A 19,857-nucleotide genomic window follows, 5' to 3' on the forward strand; every position below is an offset into this window, starting at 1 on the left:
CGGATGATCTTCTCTTCTGTGAAATTTGCTTGCATTTTTCATGCAACCTTCCCTAATATAACTTTTGTGACGAGCTGGAAGGAGACCACGGAATGATCGACATGAACATCGACTATCGCCCGAAGCCGTGGACCCCAAAGGCAATCCCGACGATCTGGGTCGACCAGACGTCCGGCCAAGGCGTCACGCAGGATGGCGGGCCTGTCAGGCCGGTGATCGGTGATCGTCGGAAGAGTCCGAATCTCACCGATCTCCTCGACACCGCGGCCGGATATGGCGCCAACCGCATCATGCTGACGGGCAAGCGGCCGGAGCCTGCTCCTGGCATCCGTCACTGGCTGTATGTGCAGACGCCCCGATGGAAGCCCGGATCGCACTGGATCAACAACGGCCCTCCGACCGGACGCTTCGAGCACGAGACCACTGGCTTCAAGATCGAAGTTCGTACTGCTGAGGAGTGGTTCGGAGACAGCTCCCTGACGCCCTCTCAGGCGCGACAGGCGTGGGATGCCACCGCGGCGATCCTTCGAGCCGCAGATGAGCGCGCACGGCTGTTCAACAGCCCTGCAGCCACGGGAGCAAACCTGTGGGCGCTCTCGCTCCCCCGCAATATCAACCCGGTGCCCGTCGATCCCGATATCGCCGACGAGATCCACGCCACCAGTGGACAGCACCACTATGACCACCTGGTCGCCGGCACCGACTTCACCGACTACGAGGACTGCGTCCCACTGATCGACCCGACGCAGACGAAGAAGCTCACTGAGTTCACCTACGTCGACGGCCGTTTCATGTACGCCGGCGTCGGCCGCGAGCTCGGGATCGGTCCCGCCCGCCGGCTAAATCGTGAGGCGGCCTACGAGCTGCTCGAGCAAGACCCCTACGCTCGCGCCCGCTTCCACGTGCGCTTCACCGTCCCGAAGGACTGGAACCACGTCGGACTGCTCGGCGTGAAGCACCAGGACCTCGACAAGGGCTGGGTGTACCCGAACCGCCCCGGCGCGACGGCAGACACCTGGGCGGATGGGTCAGAGATCCACGTCGCTCTCGCTCACGGGTGGCAGATCATCCCCCACGAGGCCGTGCTCTTCACCAAGGCACGTCCGCTGGACACGTTCACGGAGCGGATGACCCGCGCTCGTGAGCGTGTGCAGCAGCATCCGGACCTGCACCCGGCGCTACGCAAGGCGATCATGTCGGCGCTGCGCGCGATCGTCCTCCACTCGATTGGTGCGTTCGCCTCCGGCGGCCGCGATGAGACGCGCGTCGCGACAAGCGCCTTCGAAGTGCCGGCGGAGTACCAACGCGGCATGGTTCGCCAGGGGAAGCTGTTCGTCTACCGAGTACCCAGCTCCCGCAACTCCCGCACGGAGAGCTTCTACCACCCGGAGCTCGCCGCTCAGGTCTGGGGGCGGGCTCGCGCTCGTGTTCTCTACGGCCCGAGCGCGCTCGGCAACGGCACCTCCGGGGCTCTCAACGTTCCTCCGTCGACGCTGATCGGCATCCAGGGCGACGCGTTGTTCACGACGTCGCTGCCGTCCTGGTCGCTGCCGGTTGCGAACGGCGGCGGCGATGACGGAAAGACCGGGCGTCTGCGCCTGCAGGGCTACCTCAACGGCTCATACACGACCCCCGAGACCCGTCGTCAGCGTGCCGCCCTGCAGAGTCGCGCGGAACGCGCCGGCACCGCTGCAGCGATCACCTCTGAGGGAGTTGCGTGATGGCGGATCAGCAGAGTGCCCAAGATCTCGTCCGCTTCCTGCGCGGGCGTGGCGTGACGACGTCGGAGATCGCGACCGAGCTTCGCCGATCCCCTCGAATGGTGCGCAAGATCCTCAACGGGGAGACCAGCGGCGCGCTGTATCGCGACACCCTCGAGGAGCTCGCATCGACCGGTCGTGTGACGAAGGTTCCTCCGCGGCGCCGCCTCAAGGACGGCTCCCTGATGCCCGTGCGCACCAAGGCCGGCGCCGAGTCGAAGACGGTGATCCCCGAGGATCCGGGCGGCCGCTACACCGAGGACCGTCAGGGTGGCCGCATGCAGATCTCGACGACGTACATGGCGGAGGGTGGGCGTCAGATCGACGCGAAGATCCCGAAGGGCCGCACTGCGAAGGGCCGCGCGCAGGCGAACGTCGACCTGGTGCAGATGATCCGCAACGCCGCGAAGGGCCAGGCGAAGGACAAGCAGAAGCAGATCACCGCACGCGTGACGTTCGCGAACGGCCGACAGATGGAGGTCAACACCTACAACGCCTCCACGATGCTCAAGCGTGTCAACGAGGCCGGTGGCGACACCCTCGGTTGGCTGGCCCGGGAGTCCGAGCTGCGCTACGTCAATCTCGACGTGTCGGAGGTGCCGATCACCGGCGTCACTCTGAACGTCACTCAGATGCCCAAGACCGAGGCATACGACCGCAACCAGTCGCGGGGCCGCTCCCGCCTGCCCCGCACGCTCACGCCTGCAGAGCGCACGCTCAAGGCGGAGCGCGACGCCGCCGCCGCGAAGCGAGCCTCGCGGCGCGGCGGCAGGGGAGCGAACTCATGACGACGACCGTGAAAGGAGGGCAGGCACATGGCGACTAAGAACAGCGGATCCGCGAAGGATGCGAAGTCGGAGCGGCCAAAGACCCTCAAGCGTGCGCCCCGCCCCGCGGCCGACCAGGACGTCGATCCCGTCGACACTCCTACGACGGCTGCGGCTGCTGCACCAGCCAGTCCTCGCACAGGCAAGAAGCGTGGCCCCTACAACGTGCAGCGCGTCAACAAGGTGCCCGCGTCCTACCGGCTTCCTCCGGATGTCATCGAGTTGATCGACAATGCCCGGAACGAGGCCGCGGAACGCGGCGACCGACTCACCAAAGACGAGGCCATCACCATGGCAGTGCGCTCCTTCTGGGGAAAGCGACGCCAACGGCGATAGGCATACTCGCCGCACGTACCGTCCGTGGCGCAGGCGCCTGATCCGATTGCGATGACCGCGGCGCGGGCTCGGCGAGATGTCAGGCTCCCTCTTCCGAGGAATCCCCGGAAGAGGGAGCCGAGGATTCGGCTCTGCGTTCGGTGATCCCTCTCCACAAGAAGACGACAGCGGCAACCGCTGCGAGGACCGTCGTGACGATCGACCACCAGACGGGCTCAAACTGGAAGATCAGATAGGCCGTAATGGCGGCAAAGATCAGCCCGCCAATGACATCGCCGTGGTGGAACCCGCCTACCCTCCGTAGAGGGAGGGGCCATCGAACTCCGGGGGCATCACGACATCGTCGTGAGGGTGCGTGAGACCGCACTCCGGGCAGACTGAGCCCGCGGGATCATCGCGCATGACGACACCGCATTCAGGGCACCGCGGTTGTGCCCCCGCGTCGGCGTCATCCCACATCAGATGCCCCCGCATTCCTCGGTCGCCGCAGGATCGGGTTGAAGGCGAGGGCCCCACCCTCAACCCGAAGGTGCGCCCTCCCTGAGGTGTCTGAGACCACGTACTTGCCGTAGGCGATGGCGTGCCGGCCGACGAGATCCGTCGATTCGTCGATACCGCGGCGCTTCATGTTCGTCTTATCGACGAGAATCGCGACATCGTCTGCAGCATGGCGAAGCTTGAGGAAGAGGCTGCCGTATGGGCTGAGCACCATCTGCTTCACCTCACCCCAGAGGATGATCGATCGATCCTCGTAGGTCTCTTCATGGGCGTCGGCGGCGGCCACGATGAGATCCGAGGCTGCTTGGGGCGCGAGCGTGCCGATGACGAGCTCCAGGTTCGCGGGAATCGTCCCGGCCAGGATGTCGATCAGGAGAGTGGAGAACTTGCGATCGTCAGCGGTGTCCTCGAAGCCTCGCGCAGCGTCAGCGCGGCGCCGGCGAGTCGTATGGCCGGGCACCATGTCGTCAGGACGGTGGCGACCGTCCGGGCCGTGAGATTCGCCGTCGTCGACGAGGCGCATCTTCCACCGCACAGGCCGGAGGCCCTGGTCGACGTGGGTGCCAGCGTCTCCGGGCTGGTCCTCGGACCGCCCAGAGGCGCCGTCGCACCCTGGTTCGTGACGAGCAGCGAAGTGGGCTGACCGCAGCGTGCTGTGGAGGGCTTTGACCTGGACCTTCGCACCGCACTCTTCCCCGGTGGGTAGTTCGCCAGGACACCACAGGGGCGGCAGTGTCGCCTTCCCGCGGATCATCTCGATGGTGAACAGATCTCCCGCATCGTCACGTGCAAGTTCCATCTCGCCCCCCCTCTGGCGTTCCGACCATGATCCATGACACCTCAGACGCCCGCGCCAGGGGCACGCCGAAGGACTCAGCCGGCGCTGCGACACCGACGAGCTACTGGACCGTGGGTGTGTGCTCCGGGCAGTAGTCGGTCACTCCGATGGGAGATGTCTGCGACACCCACCCACTGACCGCGGCATCTTCTCGGGCGGCGTCCATCGTGGAGCGAGTGGTCACGAGCCTCCCGGGACAGAGCTCGCCACCGGGGCGGCGGTCGCACGTGAGCACAACGACGCGGTGCGCGGTCACGCGGCTTGCTCCAGCCACTCGTATCCGGCTTCGGTGACGGTGAGGTCACCGAGGGCGATGCGGCACATGTAGCCGAGGTAGCAGGCGACATTCACGGCGACGGCGTTGCCTGCGTGCAGCGTGTTGACCGACCCGTTGCCCTTAAAGATGTAGTCGCGGGGGAAGCGCTGCGCGTTCGCGTGCTCGCGCCATTGCAGCATCCGGAAGCGGTAGTCCTCGACGTCGACGGCGTCGATCTGCTCGGGGGTTGCCTCGATGCGCGGTCGCTTCGTTGGGGTTACGAGCGAGACGTTCGGCGAGGTGACGACGGTCGGCATGGGTTCGGTGAGCGGCTTGTTCATGTGGCCGATCGCCTTGTAGTTCAGGCCGCCGTGATGCTTCGAAAAGAAAGCACCGTCAAGCGTGGCGATGCCGTGGTGGTTCCCTCCTGCGGTCATCGTCGGAGCCGGAGCCTCGCTCGAGTCGTACGGGTGCGAGTGCTTCCGCAGCGTGATGCCGACAGGTGGTGTGACGAGGTTGTGGTGTCCCCCTCCCGCCGTGATCGTGCCGAGCGGGATGAGGGCGGGGTCGGTGTTCCGGTGCTCGGAGCCCTTCACCGCACCGTACTGGTGCGAAATGAAGGTGCCCGGAGTCACGAGCGAGTGATTCCGCCCGGTTGTCATCGGCGCGAGCGCATCCGTCTGCGCCGATCGAGGCAGGTTGTGAGCGCGAGCGACATCGATGTACGGGGTGACGACCGCCTCGCCGAGTTTCGTCGATCGTGTCGGCATCGCGGAGGCTGCAGGGTCGAACGCGCGGTGGTCGTCGCCTCCGTGGTTCACCGTGGTGAGGTACGGATGCACGATCGCATCGCCGGGCCCGGAGGTCCTCGCCATGAGCGGATCGGCAGCGGGCCAGACGCGGTGGTAGGCGTTCGGGTCGCCGCTGCGGGGGTGTCGCGGTGAGGTGGCGTCGTAGGTGTGGCCGCTGTGCGAGACGACCTCGGGTTGGCCGCCGAACATGAGCGCGCCGACGCGGATCCGCCGCATGGTTGCAGCCGCGAGAGGTCGCGTGCGATCGCCGATGCGGGTGCCGAGATCACTGAGGTCGAGAGCGTCGAGTGCGGGGAGCACGTAGGGCTCGATCGCCGGATGCCCGGGCACCGGGCACGCGTAGATGTACTGCGCGCGGTACTTCCCGATCTTCCGGCCAGGCTTCTTCCACGACTGGACCAGACGCACGTCGGCGGCGCATTCAGAGCAGTAGCCGTATGGCCGCGGGGAGATGTCTGGGAACGGGATGCCGCGGAGATAGAACACGAAGTAGATGCGGTCGCGCCACTGGGGCGCGGGCGCGTTCTTCTCCGACCAGATGTGAGCGGCTGACACGGAGAGGATCTGGTGCTCGTAGCCGAGGGACGCGAAACCGGCGAGCCACACCTCGAACATCTCCCACTGGGCGACCTCGACGACGTTCTCGACGATGACGATCGGGTAGCGCTTCGCTTCGGCCATGCCGAGCACGGTCATCATCGTTGCGCGTGACCGCTCTCCCGCGGCGTTGGGCACGTAGTCGTCGAACATGTCCAGCATCTCGCAGTGCCTGTGCTTCTTCCGCCCTCCAGCGGGTGAGTGCCACGTGCACTCCGGCGACGCCTGATAGATGTGCGCGCGCGGGCGACGTCGCGGATCCTGGACCAGCAGATCAGTGAGGAGGTGATCCGTGCCGCGATGGTTCGCGGAGTGCGTTTCGATAGCCTTCTCGTCGTGGTTCGCCGCCTGGACGACGGTGATGCCAGCTTCGACGAATCCCTGAGATTCGCCGCCGCCGCCGCAGTAATCGACGACCGCCGTGAGCTCGGAAGCGTCAGCGAGGCGCCCCATCATCGGGAGAGCGAGCATCAGGCGTTCACCTCGACAGCGCCGCGATCATCCAGGATGTTGACGATCGTCCGGCGAAGTTCCTGCTCTCTTTTCTGCAGTTGGGTGAGTTCGATCTCACGGTCATGAGTCAGGTCGCGGTAGCCGCGCAGGCGCACGGCCTCATGGTCGGCCGTGAGGCCTGTTGCTCGAGCTCGGTGGCTTCCCAGATGGCCGTCGAGCTGCGGGTCGTGATGAGGTACCCGGCCAGCACCGTACGGTCACGGAATAGCCCGGAAGAGGCCAACACCCGCTGGGCGGTAGCCGCCTTCTCAGGGAGAGTGATCGACCCCGTCAGGAGCAACCACCCCGTGATCACCCCCAGCATCACGCCGACAACGCTGATCAGGTAGTTGTCAGCCAGCCAACCGGCCAAGACCCCAAGGCCTCCGAGGCCGAAGACACTTGCGGCGAGAGCCACCCGGTAGATGCGCCGGTCTCGTCGGACCGCCTCGTAGTAGTCGAGGAGCAGCTTCGCGGCCTTGTCCTCGTACGCCGGATCGACCACAGTGCCGCTGCTGGGGTCGGCTGCCTCGTAGCGTTCCCACGCACTTCCCGCTCCGGGGTGCGGGGCGAGGTAGCTCGTACGTCGGGCGCGAACCATCCCGACCGGGCAAGTGGGCGAGTAGTGCTCGTCGTACTGGCTGATGGCGTGGGACATGGGACTCTCCGTGTGATCGAATCGGTGCCTTGGGTTGGCGGCGTATCTGGCCGCTCTCGTCGATAGGGCGAACATCAGGACGCCGCCCCCATCTGGGCGCTCCTGGCCATCTCGACCTCAGTTCTCTGCACCGCCCGGGCGACGGAGATCGTGGTGGCAAGAGTTAGCGGGAGGGGATCGTGCCGACGGGGCTTGGTGATGGCCCGGAGGCTCGTGCCGTGCGGGATGAGGAGCCCCCACCCATCGGGGAGGTCGCCGCGCACGATGGATCGATCGCTGACGATCAACCAGAAGTAGTGGCAGTGCTGCGCCCATGCCTCGGCCTTGGTGGGGTCGGAGAGCTCGCTCAGCCAATCGGAGCGCGACACCTTGACCTCAAAACCATGGATCGAGTAACGTTCAAGCCAGTTCCGACGCTCGCGTTCCGTCTCAGTGAGCTCGGCATGGGGGCAGCCCCATGTGTCGAGTACCAGCGCATCGGCGATCCGAGCCGAGCTATGGGAGCCGCCCGGACTGGTCGCGACCTTCTCCGCGATCACGAACTGCCGGCCGACGTAAGGGCCATTCGTGTATGTCCTGCCGTAGCGCACACGGAGACGGTCAAGCATCGTGCGCTCGGTTTCCTTCGGACTCGGCGGAACCGGCGGCGCTTCGAGGCCTGCGAGCGTAGTCATCGGTTCGGTCCCTCTACCTGTTCGGTGACGGCGGCGAGGCACGCGGAGCAATCTGCATACCGCACACCGTCGGTGACGTGTGAGGGGTTCCTCACACCGCATAGCACCCCGCTCTCACCTTTGATGTGCAGGAGGACAGGTCGTGGCGAGGACCGCTCCGTTTCGGACGGTTCGGTCTCTTCCTCGAGCTGGCGAGCGCATGCTGCGGCGAGTGCCGCGGCGGCGTCGAAAATCTCGGCTTCGTTGGGTTTGTCGTCGAGGACCTCGATACGACCGTCGTCGTGGCGCACTACCCACTGGCCGACCTCGACGGTGATCTCGCCGCGTGGGTGGCCGAAGATCATCGACCAGCCGGGTCCGTATCCGTACCCGAATGTCATTCCGTCCTCTGCGAGCAGGAGCTGCACCTCGCCGGGGATGACGTTGAGGGGGTTGCCGTCCGCGCCCCAGTGCACAGCCTTCATCGCTTGCTCTCGGTGGGGGTGAGCGGGGCTTCGTCGCTTGGTGTGCACCGGTTGCCGTTCGCTTCATTTCGGGATGGTCGCGTGCGGTCCGTCGGGCGGGGCCGAGATTCGAGGTCGAATGCCTCGGCGTCGACGTCGGGGGTGATCTGGTTGGGGCTGAGCCGATAGATCCGCTGTACGACGACGCTGATCCGGTCGTGGCGGTGGATGGTGAGGTGGGCGAGTTCTGCGAGGCTGCCGTCGACGTGGACGTTGACGCCGGGGGCTTCCGGGGTCTCGAGGTGGAACGAGACGTGGGGGGTTCGTTCGGGCAGCGACCTGGTGAGGACGGGTGCGGTGCTGACAACGCCGGTGACGGTGACGTCAGTGGAGAGGGAGGTGTGTTCCATCGTGGACATCGGACTGCTCCTTTCGGTTGCCTCGACCGTTGTTGGTCAAGGCCAGATGAACTCGGCGGGCGTCGGCAGCGGCACGTCGGGGTATCGGTTTTCGTACTGAGAGTCCTCGAGCATGCTCGTGTAGTCGTTCGCGAACTGATCGGGGTCTGCCACACCGGCGCTGACCGCGTGAGCATGGGCGTCTTCCCATGCGTCGCGCGGCTCACGCGTGGTGTGGGCCGCTTCTTGCTGTGTGCACGTCGGGCAGTGGTCCTCGTGGCTGAACGGTGGGCGGGTCCAGCCGAGGGCGCCGAGCATGACTCGGAACTGCTCCAGGCCCTCGTCGCCAGAGCTCTCGAACTCCGCGAAGGCCCGGACGAGCTGGCCGCAGCCATCGCACTTGAGCGCCCATGTGTCGATCGGCGTGAATCCGGTATCGGGGATCGTGAACATCTCAGGCCCGGCCGCGGTGTGACAGCTGTGGCTGCACGGTTTTCCGAACAGGTCCGATGCGGGGCAGTCGACGCACGCCGCAGCCGAGCACGCCGGCGAGATCTCTGCGGCCGAGAGCGTCTCGGTGCGAACGTCGTCGGTGGTCATGATCGTCTCCGAATCTCTGGCGGTCAGGCGCTGCAGCTGGTGAGGGTGGACCGCAGCGCTGCAGCATCAGCGGCGGTGATGGTGAGGTCGTAGGTGTCGAGAACGGTCACGTATCGCGCCGAGTACTCGCATGCAGCAGTCACACTGGCTGGCATCCATCGGCTCGGCGTGAACTCGTTCTTCTGCTGATTCGCGGTCGTCGTCTGCAGGTTCAGAGGATCGTTCGCGAACATCTCTCGCTCTTCGGGAGTCCAGGCCTCAGCACCTGAGGACCACACCACGGCAAGGGACACCACGTGATCGACCTGCACGGGCTGATAGCCCTGACTGATACGGACGAACTGGACGGTTTCCTCGGTGTATCGGTCGTAGAGCACGCCGCTCAACACGACGCAGTCGCGGGTGCCCGGCTTGAACGTGAGGTCGGTGAGATCTCGCGCGAGAATGTCGTTGCGGGTGTCGCAGCCGTTACGGTCGACGTCCGCCCATCGCTGCCCGAAGTAGTCGCGCACGTACTTCGTCGTCGAGGACGGCTCGGCGATCGTCAGCTGCTCCAGCTGTGCGAGAGCTTGGCCCGCCTCCGTGCTGATCGGCGCTGCGGGCGCGGGCGACTCCGAGGCAGCCGCGCCAGGTGCTTCGGCAGTAGCTGCGGGAGCCAACGTGGGGCGCTCCACCACGGTGGCATCCTGGGCCAGGTTCGCGCACGCGACGATCGCGACCGCGACCAGCCCCGCCGCGGCAGTGATCGCCGAGCCCGTCCTACGCCTCATCAGCCGCACCCCGCTCCGCAGCATCGAGCCGGAGAGCCGCAGTAGCGACCTGCACCCGGCCCGCGTCGAGAAGATCGAACGCCGCAGGGACGGGATCAGCCTCCTTCACCACGGTGGCCATCACCCGCAGCTCATCAGCGAGGACGAACAGCGCCGAGCTCGCCCGAGTGTCGTCGAGCTGTGCGGCACGCGCCGCCTGGCGGTCAGCGTTGGATGCGAGGTCAATCAGAGTTTCGTACACGAACGTCAGCGAGCTTTCTACGGCGATGGAAGTCATCACAGCCCCAAGGGGAGGCTGCGGTCGGATTCGTCACGCAGAAGGCGCTGGAAGGCCTCCTGCATGCGATCGGTCAACGGGGCGCCGTCCTCGCGGACTGCGGTGATCTGGAACTGCAAGATGCTCCACCCGATCGTGATCACGGTGCCGCACATGGCAGACAATCGCCCCGCCATATCCCTGAACTGATCGACCGACGAAAGATCGACCGCAGCTGTCGGCGCATCGTTCAGCCGGTCGGCAACGATCTGATCGAAATCAACCTTCTTGCCCCTGACCGCCACGGGCGGGACCACACAACTCTGGACCATCAGCTTCTCCTCTTCGCCTGCCGCAGCATCGCGCGGGTGATCGGCACCTCAGGGCCCTGCTCACGCAGCAGGTAGTAGTGCGCGTACGCACGGTGGGCGAGGAAGCACGTCAGCACTTCGCGATCGCGATAGTTCGGGCATCCCCCACGGCTCTTGCAGCCGTCGACGAATCCCGCCGGCGTGCCGTGCGCGGCCGCCTCGAGCACATCCAACGTCTTGCTCACGCCGCGGCCTCCTTCGGCTGACGCAAGCGCTGCACCGTACGACTGCAGCGGTGAACTCGCTCCGCGAGCTCCTCAGCCGACATACCCAGCTCGGTGCCCTTCTCGATCACAACCTGCCGCTCAGCCTCAGACAGGGGCACACGGTGGCCGCGCAGCGCGAGCTCAACGGCAACCTCGTCGATCAGATCCGGATCCGCCTCAACGGCGTCAGGCGCCTCATCCGCGTCGATGTCATCCCACGCCATCGGCGGCGCCCACCCCATCTGCCGCGCTCGCCGGATGGTGCGGTCGCGGACGGCGCATTCGGCGAGGGTGGTTGCGGGCGGTTCGGCGTTCCAGATCTCCTCGTAGAGCGCAGAGAGTGTCTGATGGACCCAGGCCCGTACCCGCTCGACCTTGTAGATGTTCTCGCGTCGCCTATCCGACCACTCCAGTCGGCGGGCGATCTCCTCGAAGCTCCACCCCCGTGCTGCGAGAGCGCGGATGCGGCGCTGGACGCCGCGGGCGGTGACGAAGAGGTGGCCGGGGACGAAGTCGAGATCGGCGTCGACGGCGAGGATCTTGTTTGCCGTGGCCGGGTAGATCTTGTGGGTGGGAGACGCGGATTCGATGTCGAAGAGGGTCTCGGTGGTGACGCGGGCCATCGCAGCGATCGTCGCGCGAGGGATGCCGGCGACCAGCAGGTCGGTGATGTGCTCCTGCACAGGGCGGACGGGCACCTTGCTGGAGGTGGGAAGACCCTGCTCCAGGAGGGCTTGGCGTGCGCGGCCGCGCTCCGTGTTGGCCTCGCAGCACGGGACGCAGGAGCACTTGTGGGCGCGATAGCACGTGGGGGTCTCGCCGTGCTTGTGGTCATCGGGGCAGATCTCGTTTCGCATCTCGCACCGTCCTTCCTTACCGTCTTCCCTAATATAACTAAGTTATATTCCCGAATGTAACTTCTGGGCGAGGGTTTCGCAACTCCCCCTCACTTACAAGGGGTGGGTGGACGGCGGGAAAGTCGACAAATTGATGGTCGAGACGCGGAAGAGCCCCGCCGACTCCGGAGAATCGGCGGGGCTCTTGTGCACCTGGAGGGGCGGCTTACCAGTACGAGCAGGTCCAGGTCGCGCCCCACCCGTAGCCGGCGATCTCGTAGGTGCTGTACGTGTCGAGGTTGGTGCCGGGGATGTTCAGCGTGGATCCGTAGGTCACCTTCGAGCCGGAGCCGGAGCAGGTGCTGCCGGTGACGTTCACCTTGAGGGGCTGCCAGTTTGATCCGGGGCCTGTGCCGCCTCCCGGATTGGTGCCCCCGCCGGGGTTCGTGCCTCCCCCGGGGTTCTTCCCGCCGCCGGGGTTCCAGTTGCCGTTGTTGCGCGAGCCGGTGTTGTTGCTGCGCGTCCCGTTCTGCTGCTGCTGTTCTGCTGCCTGGTGGGCGGCTCCGGCGGCGTTGACGGCCGTGATGTAGGCCTGGACCAGGGCGGCGCGTTCCTCGAGCGGCAGCTCGGCAACACCATCGGCGGTGAGGGCGGCCGCGGCGACGGCTGCAGTCTCGGTGGGGGCCTTCTCCCAGACGAGGGTGGCGCCCTTCTCAGCTGCGGAGGTGAGCGCGGTGGCGGTGCTGTCTGCGGCTGCAGCCGCAGCGGTCTCGATGTTCTCCTCGAGGGTGGTGACGAACCGCGTGTAGGACTCGATCGACTTCTGATCAGACTGGAGCTCCGCGGTCTGAGCCTGCAGCTGCGCCGTGTCGCTGGCGGGCTTGAGTCCCTTCACGGGGAGGTCAGCATCGGGGACGATCGCCTTGAAAGTGTAGGGCTGCTCTTCGAGGATCACACCGGCGTCGTCGACGGAGAGCTGGGCGGCGTCGACGAGATCTCCGGCCGTGGCGAGAAGGTCGGCTCGGGTGGCGGGATCAGCGACGGTGCTGTCCGTGAGGGTGTTCGCGATCGCGAGCAGCTGCGGGTACTCCGCGGCCGCGGCATCCTGCGCGGCGTGTAGCTGCTCGATGGCTTTGTCCTGCGCGTTGTAGGCGTCGGCGCGGGCCGCGACGGTGGTGTTGAATGCGTCGACGGCTTGGGAGTGCTGGACCGTCTGAACGGTCAGGTAGGTGCCGACGGATGCCACGGCAATGACGAGGATTGCGAGCGCGATCCAATTGGCGTAGCGCGGGGGCCGCGGCTGTGCGGCGTCGGCAGGCGTTTCCGGGACTGTGGGCTGCTCGGTCGTGGGGTCGTCGGGGTTCTCGACGACGGGGCCGGCGGGGGTGTTCTCCATGTTGTCTCCAGGTTATGGGGGTGGTCCGGGCCTGGAGAACCCAGACCACCCCCGGCTTGTTACTCGGCCGCGGTCTCGGTGACAGCGGCGGTGGCACGACGACGGATCAGCCGCGTGAGGGTGAGTGCGAGGCCTCCGAGGAGGAGGCCACCGGCACCGGCGAGGAGCGGCATGTTCAGGCCGTCACCGCCGGTCTGGGCGAGGGGCGGCGCTGCAGGGGTGGTGAGCGTCTCTGACGGCTCTCCGCACTCGCCGGCGCTGAGCTGGCCGCCGTCCTCGGTGTTCGTGGTCTCCACGAACGTCGTGGTCATGCCGACCGGCTTCTGGGCGGGGGTGAACTTCTGGCTGATTGTCTCCTGAGGGGCACCCGGCAGGTACAGGCCTGCCTCGAGGGCGACGGGCTCAGAGGTCCAGACGAGCGTCTTTTCGGTGCACACGAGCTCGCTGCCTGTGGGCACCTGGTAGGCGCGGAATGTCGTCGTGGCCCCCTCGGGCACGGAGCCAAGGATCTCTGCGGTGTCCCACAGCTGGTCACCGCGCTTGGAGGTGCCGGCGCCGGAGTCACTGGATGCCTGCGTCTTCACGTCGATGACGTGCGTGGTTTCGGTCGGCTCGCCGCATTCGCCACGGTCGACGACTTCCTGCTCACGCTCGTCGGTGGGGACGGTGGCGAGCTGCTCGACCCACAGCTCGGTGCCGTACTCGTCAGCTGCGAACTCGGGCGACTTGTACTCCCCCGCCTCGGTGATGTGCTGCGGGTCGTCGAGGTTGTCGGCGATCAGGTTGTCGGCACTACAGACCCAGGAGAGGTCGCCGGGTTCGGTGCCTTCGGGGGCGTTGGGAACCCACTTGCCGGAGTCGTCCTGGACCATCGGGACGAGGTACTTCTCGAACGTGAGCTCGAGGCCCTCGTTGGGGAGCACCCCGGTGACGATCGCGGTGTCGTAGCTGGTGGATTCCTTCTTCGTGCCGACCTGGGCCTTGGTGGTGACGTCGACGCCGAACGTGGTCTCCTCGTACAGCCCGAACAGGTCGGCCCAGAGGTAGCCCTCGGGGAACAGCGGAGTGCGGGTGCCCTGGGCGGAGGCGTCGAACTCCCACACGTAGACGACGGGGCTGCCGTCGGCGGGCATGACGGCGTCGCCGAAGGTCGCGGTGCGCTTTGCGCCCGGGCCTTCGGTGCCGGTGGAGACGGTGGTCTCGGCGATGAGCTCAGCGTCGGCCGGGAGCTCGTCGGTGGGCTTCTCAGGTGCCTTGGCGACCTTGTAGGCCTTCACGGTCCAGTCGGTGGGTGCATACTCGCCCTTGGAGTTGCGGAACCACTCGTTGATGCGGCCGTTCTCGTCTGCGGCGATCTGGAAGGTCGCGGTGTCAGAGAGGGCGTCGCCGGGCTTGGCGAACCGGGGAGCGAGCGAGGTCGCTTGCGGCTGGAAGTCCGGGGCGCGCAGCAGCGGGTCTTCACCGTTGGCTGTCCAGGATGCGGAGCGGCCGGGGCCTGCGGTCTTCTGCTTGTCGCCGGTGTTCCAGACGTGGAGGCTGCCGCCCCATCCGGAGTTGATGGATGCGTTACCGCTGATCTTCCAGTCGGAGCCGTCGTCGGATGCGACGCCGCGCACCTTGTAGGCGGTGCCAACCTTCGCGCCAGCGAGGGAGGGTGTGCCGGTGGCTTCGAAGATGCCGTTGGTGAGGGTGATGGTGACGGCGGCGCCGGCGGGTGCACCGGCCGAGGAGACGGTGACGGTGCCGTTGTAGTTGTTCACCGGGTCGACGTTGAAGTCGACGCTGCCGGCGCCGAGGATCGGGCCTGCGGTGGTGCCGGCGGTTGCGTCCAGGATGGCCTGTGCACGATCAGCGATCGCGCGGGCTTCTGCGCTGCCGACCTGGCTGTAGAGCACCCAGTTCACGTAGCCGGGGAGGGTGTGCGCTCCGGTGTAGCTGTGGGAGGCGTACATGGCGTCCGCGTAGGCGACGGCCTTCACAGCGAAGGAGACGGCGCTGGCTTCCCGGTTGTCCCAGGTCTGCCCGAACTCGGAGACGATCCGGCCGATGCGGGCCTGGTCGTTGGCGGTGAGGGTGCGGTTGCCGATCGGGGTGCGCACGACCACGCCGTCCTGCCAGCCGCCGTCCGTGCTGGTGCCGGAGGGGTTCGGGGTGCCGGGCTCGATGCAGTAGACGATCGAGCCGTCGGGGGCGAGGAAACCGCCCTGCCAACCGACTCGGTCGTCCCAGGTGCCGTATCCGGGGCCCTGGGCGGCGAAGAACAGCGAGATCCCGCCCAGGGCCTTGGCCACGACTTCGGGTGCCGCGGTCGGGAGCGTGGCGGAGTCGGGGGTCTCCGTCACGGGTGCCACGCCAGAGTTTGATTCTGGCGTGGACGTCTCAGGGGTGCCCGCGTCCGACTGCGGGGGCGCTTCGGTGGTGGCGTTCGCTGCCGAGGGGAGGACGGCAGCGCCGAGGGTGAGGGCTGCGACGGTTGCGATGCACGCCACCGCTCGGCCGAGGCCGAACGCGGATCCAGGACGTGATTCGTGGTTGTTCAAGGGTTTCTCCTTCTGCACTCGACTGGGGGTCGTGTGCGGCGTGGGTGCAACTCGGCTCGCCTGGTTGATGCACCAGGGGCAATAGATCTCAAACCGAGTCACACGCGTACTAGGTACGTTAGGGACGAGGTTTAACGAGTTCTATTACGCGAGTTCCTCCAACTTTTCGGAAGATCAGTCAGGAGCCCGGTCAAGCAGCTTGGTACTTTATATACCGAATGACTGACGAGGAGGCCCCTGTGGGCGAGGAAACCGACGCGAAAGCATGGGGCGAACGGCACAATGGAGGGATGCCCAAGCTCAAGCCCGCTGCACCGGAGATGCCGCAGGGCGCTGATCGCGCGCATCGGGCGATAGCCACCACGACGCGCATCGAAGCGATCAAGTACCTTCTCGGCGCACCCGACTCGGCGATGGCGGCGATCGTTGCCGGCACCGGTCTGACCCGTGAGTCGGTCCGCTCCGCGATCGACGAGCTCGAACGCCTCGAGTACCTGCACGCGTCGGACGCCCCTGGCGCAAGACGCGGTCGGATCGTCACCTACCGTGTTGATCGCACCCGTCTCGCACAGGATCTCGGCGCGCTCAACGCGTACCTTCTCGGCTGATAGCCCCAGATCGAATTGCATTCCGTCCCCCAAAGACAGCGGAGGAACATCCCCCTCTACCTACAAGGGGTGGGAAGAACGACGCGAAGTGGACAAACTGGTCCGAACCTAGCTCTGGCACGTCGCCGGGCGCCCAGAAAGTCAACCCGCTAAAAAGCAGAGGGACGGACGCGGGACTCAGCCGAAGAGGGCCAACCCGAGCGCCATGATGATGAGCGACGCGGCCGCGATCGCAGGCCCCTGCGGAATGCGCGCTACTGGCTCTCGACTGATCGCCTTCGCTACGAGCATGTGGATGCTCCCGAAGACGATCGCCATCGGAATTAGGTAGATCGCGAGCAGCCCGACGTACAAGCCGACAAAGAGCGCCAGGGCGCCGGCGAACTTCGCATCACCGAACCCGCACCATCCGGCAGCTGCCATCAGCACGTACACGACGAACACCACGGCCGCAGCGGCCAGCACTGGCCCCACAGCCTCCACACCGACGTAGAGGCTGCTCCCGGCCACCTGGACCGCCCCAGCGGCTCCCAGCGGCCCGGTGAGCGCGTTGGGGAGCTGCCGTGTGCGAGCGTCGACCACAGCGCCGTACACGGCCGCAGCGGCCACGGGGAGCGGCAGCACCCACAGATACCCCTGCCACCCAACCAGCTGCGGCCCAGCGAGGGCGAGCACGGCGCTCGCGGCCGCCGCGAGGGCGACGTTGAGGGCCGTGCTCGTCGTGCGTGTGGCGCGCGCTGTGGTGGTCATGTCAGCTGAGGCCGGGCATCTGGGCGTGGGCGTCGTCGATGAGCCGCTGCGTGGCCTCGTCGAGTTCAACGTCTTCGCCAACGCGGTCGATCATCTCGTCGACGACGCGGTTGAACGCGTCGACGTCGCCTGCCTTCATGGCGGCTTCGATCTCCAGCCGCCAGCCTGCCTCGTTCAGCGGATCGGTGGCCTGGGCGATGCGAGCAGCGAATCGTGCCTGTGTGTGGTCTCCGACCTGCAGTGCGCGGTGTGCGAGTTCGTCAGCGGCGTCCATGATCGCAGCGAGCATGGTTTCTTCGATCGGTCCTCGCCAGCCCCACCAGCCGCGGCGGCGGGAGGTGCCGGCGAAGGGCTCGCCGCGGACGAGCTTGATCGCCTGGACCAGGTTCTCGTTGCTCGTGGTCTTGAGGTCGGGTCCGATGAGGTCGCAGAAGTCGTGCCAGTCGGTGCGGATCATCGGGTGGGCAGTGAAGCCGGCGTTGCTGCGGCCCTCGGGGAGCAGCGGGTTGCCGTCAGGGTCGTGGCCGAGGGCCTGACGGATCTGCTTGGCGAGCTGGCGGGCGTTGTTGTTCTTCGGGTCGAGCTTGTCGGGCCAGAGGTTCTTCTGCACCAGCGCGCCCGGGGCTCCACCGTTCTGCAGCAGAAGGAAGGCGAGGAACTCGACTCCTCGGCCTGGCATGGCGTCGGCGTCAGCGATGTTGAGCGCGTCGACGGGACCGAGAAGCCGAATGTACGGCGCCGGCCAGTCAGGAACGTTCATCGATGCCGAAGCAGCCTTTTCGAGGGGCTGCGCTTTCTCGGGCGTCTCCTGCTGTGCGGTCGCCTGCTCCGCCGCGGCGTCGGTGGACACGACGGTCGGGATCTCGTCGGCCCCATCGGCGTCGGCGAGATCCGCCGCGACGGGTTCGGGCACGGCCGGGGCCGGGTGTTCTTCCTCGAGGACGGCCGGGTGAGACGCCATGGTGGTCGTGGCGAACAGAGACTGGACCAGCTCGAGTTCTTCACCAGCGAGAACCTGCGGGCGGAAGGGAAGCGGGGGCATCGCGCCGCCGCTGCGGTATTCGGCCTGGTCGCGTGAGGTGACCTCGACGGTTGCTCCCGCGACCAGCGCATCCCCGTTCGAAATGGTCGCGATACCAAGTCGCGGCATCCGTGCGACCAGCTCCGCGAGCTCGTCCCGCAGATGCCCCTCAGGGGTCTTCGCGAGGATGACGATGTGGGGTGCCCAGGATTCCATCTCCGTGGCCTGGGTGCGCGCCTCCAGCACTCCCCCGACCCCATAGGAGTCCAGGGCGGAGCGGCGATCCTCAAGGTCTGCTCGCAGGTTTCGGACGAGCGCGGGCACATCCTCGACCTGGTGGATCCGGATCCTGTCGAGATCACGGGCGAAGCTGTCCTCCATGCCGACCAGGGTGACGTGGATCTGTTCGGACCAGGGATTCGTCGCGAACTCGCAGGCGAGAGCGTTGAGCACTCCTCGTGCCGTCTCCTGGTCGCCAACGACGTTCAGGGATCCGATCTGCTCGAGGTCGAGCAGAAGGAATCCGCCGTTGACGTCCGTCCCGATGGTCGCCAGAGCGGGGTACGGAGACACCGTGGGGCGCTCTGGAGCGGTAGCCATGCCGGGACGCACGACCCATGCCATCCCGTCATCGGACTGAGATTCGAAAGGCGCAGGCAGCTGCGCGGGAGCGGCCAGGTACAGGGCCACTTCGTCGTTGGCGACGCGGACAGCGAGCAGCTCGGGCAGCTGCTCACCGTTGTCCTCGGCCCACGCCTGCAGCGTGCGGAGCGCGTTGTCGACGTCTTCGACGGCGATGGGGTTCTCCACGACGTTCATCTCGAGTTCGAGATCTGCGGCGGCGGGCTCGGGAAGCGCAATGCGCTCGCCCACTGCGCGGCGACGGCGCTGGCGAAGTCGGCGGGTTCCGAGTGCGACGAGAACGCCCGTGGCTAGAAGTCCCGCGATACCGCCCACCGTCATCAGCGGAATGGACGCATCGATCTCCGTGGAGGCCTCAGTGTCGGGGGCGACCTCGACTGCAGGGCGGTCGACGCTCTGCCCAAGCTCTCGCGTTTCGACAGTGCCGGCACCGCCGCCCCCTGCGCCTCCCGCACCGCCGCCGGCGTCGACGTCGTCGACAACAGGGGCCTGGTCGACAGAGTCGGCAGACTCGTCGGGTGAGGGGGCGGGAGCGGGGGCAACAGGAGCCTCAACGGCCGGTGCCGTCGAGTAGACGCCGGGGATGGTCATCTTCCATCCGGGGAGAATCAGATCCGGGTCAGTCAACGACGAGCCGTCCGCTTGAGGCGAGAGGTTCGCGTTGAAGATCTCCACGAATCGATCGCCCTGGCCGTAGTACGTCTCGGCGAGATCCCAAAGGGTGTCGCCCTCGACCACGTCGTGGACGACAACCTGCTGCACCGGTGCCTCAGCTGGCGCAGTCATCGTCTGACCGATGTGAGAAGCCACGGTCACGCCCAGCTGGTTGGCGTCCATCGAGACTGCGCTCGAGGACGCTGCCGGAGCATCCGACGTGCTGGCCTGCGCAGGAGCTGTAGCCATCACCGTCGAACCCGCGAACATGAGACCGACGGCAGCGATCATCGTCGCGGCCAGCTTCTGCTGGCCTCTGAACGCTGCCGCCTTCTTGCGGGTCGGGCGACCACTGATCGCGGCGCCGAGCTCCACGAGGAACGGACCAGCGAACGCCGCCCAGACCACCCAGCACAGCAGCGGAAGGATCTTGGTGAAGAGGATGACGTTGCCGTAGTCGGGCCTCATCGAGATGATCGCGTTGATCTGCTCCGCTGTCGGGAACGGGTTCCCTGCGAGCATGACCAAAGCGACGGGGATCCCGATGAGGATGCCGCCCATGACGACCAAGGCGCCGAGTCCTGCGAAGAGCTTCTTCATCGTCAAAACCTTTCCGGA

General features: G+C 66.6%; 21 protein-coding genes. 4 read left to right on the top strand and 17 right to left on the bottom strand.

What is annotated here, in order from left to right:
* The first annotated feature begins 92 nt into the window (after positions 1-92).
* Genes CQ040_RS16435 through CQ040_RS16445 form a run of 3 tightly spaced genes read left to right on the top strand, consistent with a single transcriptional unit; the run spans position 93 to position 2,923 of the window.
* On the top strand, positions 93-1,721 hold the full coding sequence (locus CQ040_RS16435) for a hypothetical protein (protein WP_181156991.1): 1,629 nt from the start codon (positions 93-95) through the stop codon (positions 1,719-1,721).
* Positions 1,721-2,548, top strand: coding sequence for a hypothetical protein (locus CQ040_RS16440; RefSeq protein WP_181156992.1), 828 nt, complete (start codon positions 1,721-1,723; stop codon positions 2,546-2,548). The genes CQ040_RS16435 and CQ040_RS16440 overlap by 1 nt, the downstream gene beginning before the upstream one ends.
* Positions 2,549-2,575: 27 nt before the next feature.
* Complete coding sequence (locus CQ040_RS16445) at positions 2,576-2,923, top strand: hypothetical protein (RefSeq protein WP_105527930.1); 348 nt, start codon at positions 2,576-2,578, stop codon at positions 2,921-2,923.
* Between the two features lie 448 nt (positions 2,924-3,371).
* Here CQ040_RS16445 and CQ040_RS16450 read toward each other — a convergent pair whose 3' ends face one another.
* From CQ040_RS16450 to CQ040_RS16520, 15 genes are all read right to left on the bottom strand, one after another.
* A complete protein-coding gene (locus CQ040_RS16450; RefSeq protein ID WP_105527931.1) occupies positions 3,372-4,220 on the bottom strand; it encodes a hypothetical protein in 849 nt (282 codons plus the stop codon).
* Positions 4,221-4,511: 291 nt separating this feature from the next.
* A complete protein-coding gene (locus CQ040_RS16460) occupies positions 4,512-6,395 on the bottom strand; it encodes a DNA cytosine methyltransferase (protein WP_105527933.1) in 1,884 nt (627 codons plus the stop codon).
* Positions 6,395-6,532 (bottom strand): hypothetical protein, encoded by a 138-nt coding sequence (locus tag CQ040_RS20790; RefSeq protein WP_181156993.1) that lies wholly within the window; start codon positions 6,530-6,532, stop codon positions 6,395-6,397. Before CQ040_RS20790 ends, CQ040_RS16460 begins: the two co-directional genes overlap by 1 nt.
* The gene (locus CQ040_RS16465) at positions 6,505-7,074 is read right to left on the bottom strand and encodes a hypothetical protein (protein WP_105712419.1); all 570 of its coding nucleotides are present in this window, start codon (positions 7,072-7,074) and stop codon (positions 6,505-6,507) included. Before CQ040_RS16465 ends, CQ040_RS20790 begins: the two co-directional genes overlap by 28 nt.
* Before the next feature lie 74 nt (positions 7,075-7,148).
* The gene (locus CQ040_RS16470) at positions 7,149-7,682 is read right to left on the bottom strand and encodes a hypothetical protein (RefSeq protein ID WP_105527935.1); all 534 of its coding nucleotides are present in this window, start codon (positions 7,680-7,682) and stop codon (positions 7,149-7,151) included.
* A gap of 62 nt (positions 7,683-7,744) precedes the next feature.
* On the bottom strand, positions 7,745-8,212 hold the full coding sequence (locus CQ040_RS16475; protein ID WP_105527936.1) for a hypothetical protein: 468 nt from the start codon (positions 8,210-8,212) through the stop codon (positions 7,745-7,747).
* Entirely contained in the window at positions 8,209-8,610 is a 402-nt protein-coding gene (locus CQ040_RS16480; RefSeq protein ID WP_105527937.1) for a hypothetical protein, read from the bottom strand. The genes CQ040_RS16475 and CQ040_RS16480 overlap by 4 nt, the downstream gene beginning before the upstream one ends.
* Before the next feature lie 36 nt (positions 8,611-8,646).
* Positions 8,647-9,189 carry a hypothetical protein gene (locus CQ040_RS16485; protein ID WP_105527938.1) on the bottom strand — a complete coding sequence of 181 codons (543 nt, stop codon included), beginning with the start codon at positions 9,187-9,189 and terminating at the stop codon, positions 8,647-8,649.
* 23 nt (positions 9,190-9,212) lie between these two features.
* Complete coding sequence (locus tag CQ040_RS16490; RefSeq protein ID WP_181156995.1) at positions 9,213-9,959, bottom strand: HNH endonuclease family protein; 747 nt, start codon at positions 9,957-9,959, stop codon at positions 9,213-9,215.
* Positions 9,949-10,236, bottom strand: a complete 288-nt coding sequence (locus tag CQ040_RS16495) for a hypothetical protein (protein WP_105527940.1) — start codon at positions 10,234-10,236, stop codon at positions 9,949-9,951. Before CQ040_RS16495 ends, CQ040_RS16490 begins: the two co-directional genes overlap by 11 nt.
* The gene (locus CQ040_RS16500) at positions 10,236-10,547 is read right to left on the bottom strand and encodes a hypothetical protein (RefSeq protein ID WP_105527941.1); all 312 of its coding nucleotides are present in this window, start codon (positions 10,545-10,547) and stop codon (positions 10,236-10,238) included. Before CQ040_RS16500 ends, CQ040_RS16495 begins: the two co-directional genes overlap by 1 nt.
* Entirely contained in the window at positions 10,547-10,771 is a 225-nt protein-coding gene (locus tag CQ040_RS16505; RefSeq protein ID WP_047520624.1) for a hypothetical protein, read from the bottom strand. The genes CQ040_RS16500 and CQ040_RS16505 overlap by 1 nt, the downstream gene beginning before the upstream one ends.
* Positions 10,768-11,649 carry a hypothetical protein gene (locus CQ040_RS16510; RefSeq protein WP_105527942.1) on the bottom strand — a complete coding sequence of 294 codons (882 nt, stop codon included), beginning with the start codon at positions 11,647-11,649 and terminating at the stop codon, positions 10,768-10,770. The genes CQ040_RS16505 and CQ040_RS16510 overlap by 4 nt, the downstream gene beginning before the upstream one ends.
* Before the next feature lie 205 nt (positions 11,650-11,854).
* Positions 11,855-13,024 carry a hypothetical protein gene (locus CQ040_RS16515; RefSeq protein WP_105527943.1) on the bottom strand — a complete coding sequence of 390 codons (1,170 nt, stop codon included), beginning with the start codon at positions 13,022-13,024 and terminating at the stop codon, positions 11,855-11,857.
* A gap of 59 nt (positions 13,025-13,083) precedes the next feature.
* Entirely contained in the window at positions 13,084-15,564 is a 2,481-nt protein-coding gene (locus tag CQ040_RS16520) for a hypothetical protein (protein ID WP_105527944.1), read from the bottom strand.
* Positions 15,565-15,854: 290 nt separating this feature from the next.
* Between CQ040_RS16520 and CQ040_RS16525 the strand changes: the two genes are divergently transcribed.
* The gene (locus tag CQ040_RS16525; protein WP_105527945.1) at positions 15,855-16,172 is read left to right on the top strand and encodes a hypothetical protein; all 318 of its coding nucleotides are present in this window, start codon (positions 15,855-15,857) and stop codon (positions 16,170-16,172) included.
* A 177-nt stretch (positions 16,173-16,349) separates the two neighbouring features.
* Here the strand turns inward: CQ040_RS16525 and CQ040_RS16530 are convergent, their stop codons facing one another.
* Both CQ040_RS16530 and CQ040_RS16535 read right to left on the bottom strand, forming a co-directional pair.
* Positions 16,350-16,922, bottom strand: coding sequence for a prepilin peptidase (locus CQ040_RS16530; RefSeq protein ID WP_105527946.1), 573 nt, complete (start codon positions 16,920-16,922; stop codon positions 16,350-16,352).
* 1 nt (position 16,923) lies between these two features.
* Entirely contained in the window at positions 16,924-19,839 is a 2,916-nt protein-coding gene (locus tag CQ040_RS16535) for a LysM peptidoglycan-binding domain-containing protein (protein ID WP_105527947.1), read from the bottom strand.
* Between the last annotated feature and the right edge of the window lie 18 nt (positions 19,840-19,857).

The organism is Microbacterium sp. MYb54, from assembly GCF_002979515.1.
Taxonomy (GTDB): Bacteria; Actinomycetota; Actinomycetes; order Actinomycetales; family Microbacteriaceae; genus Microbacterium.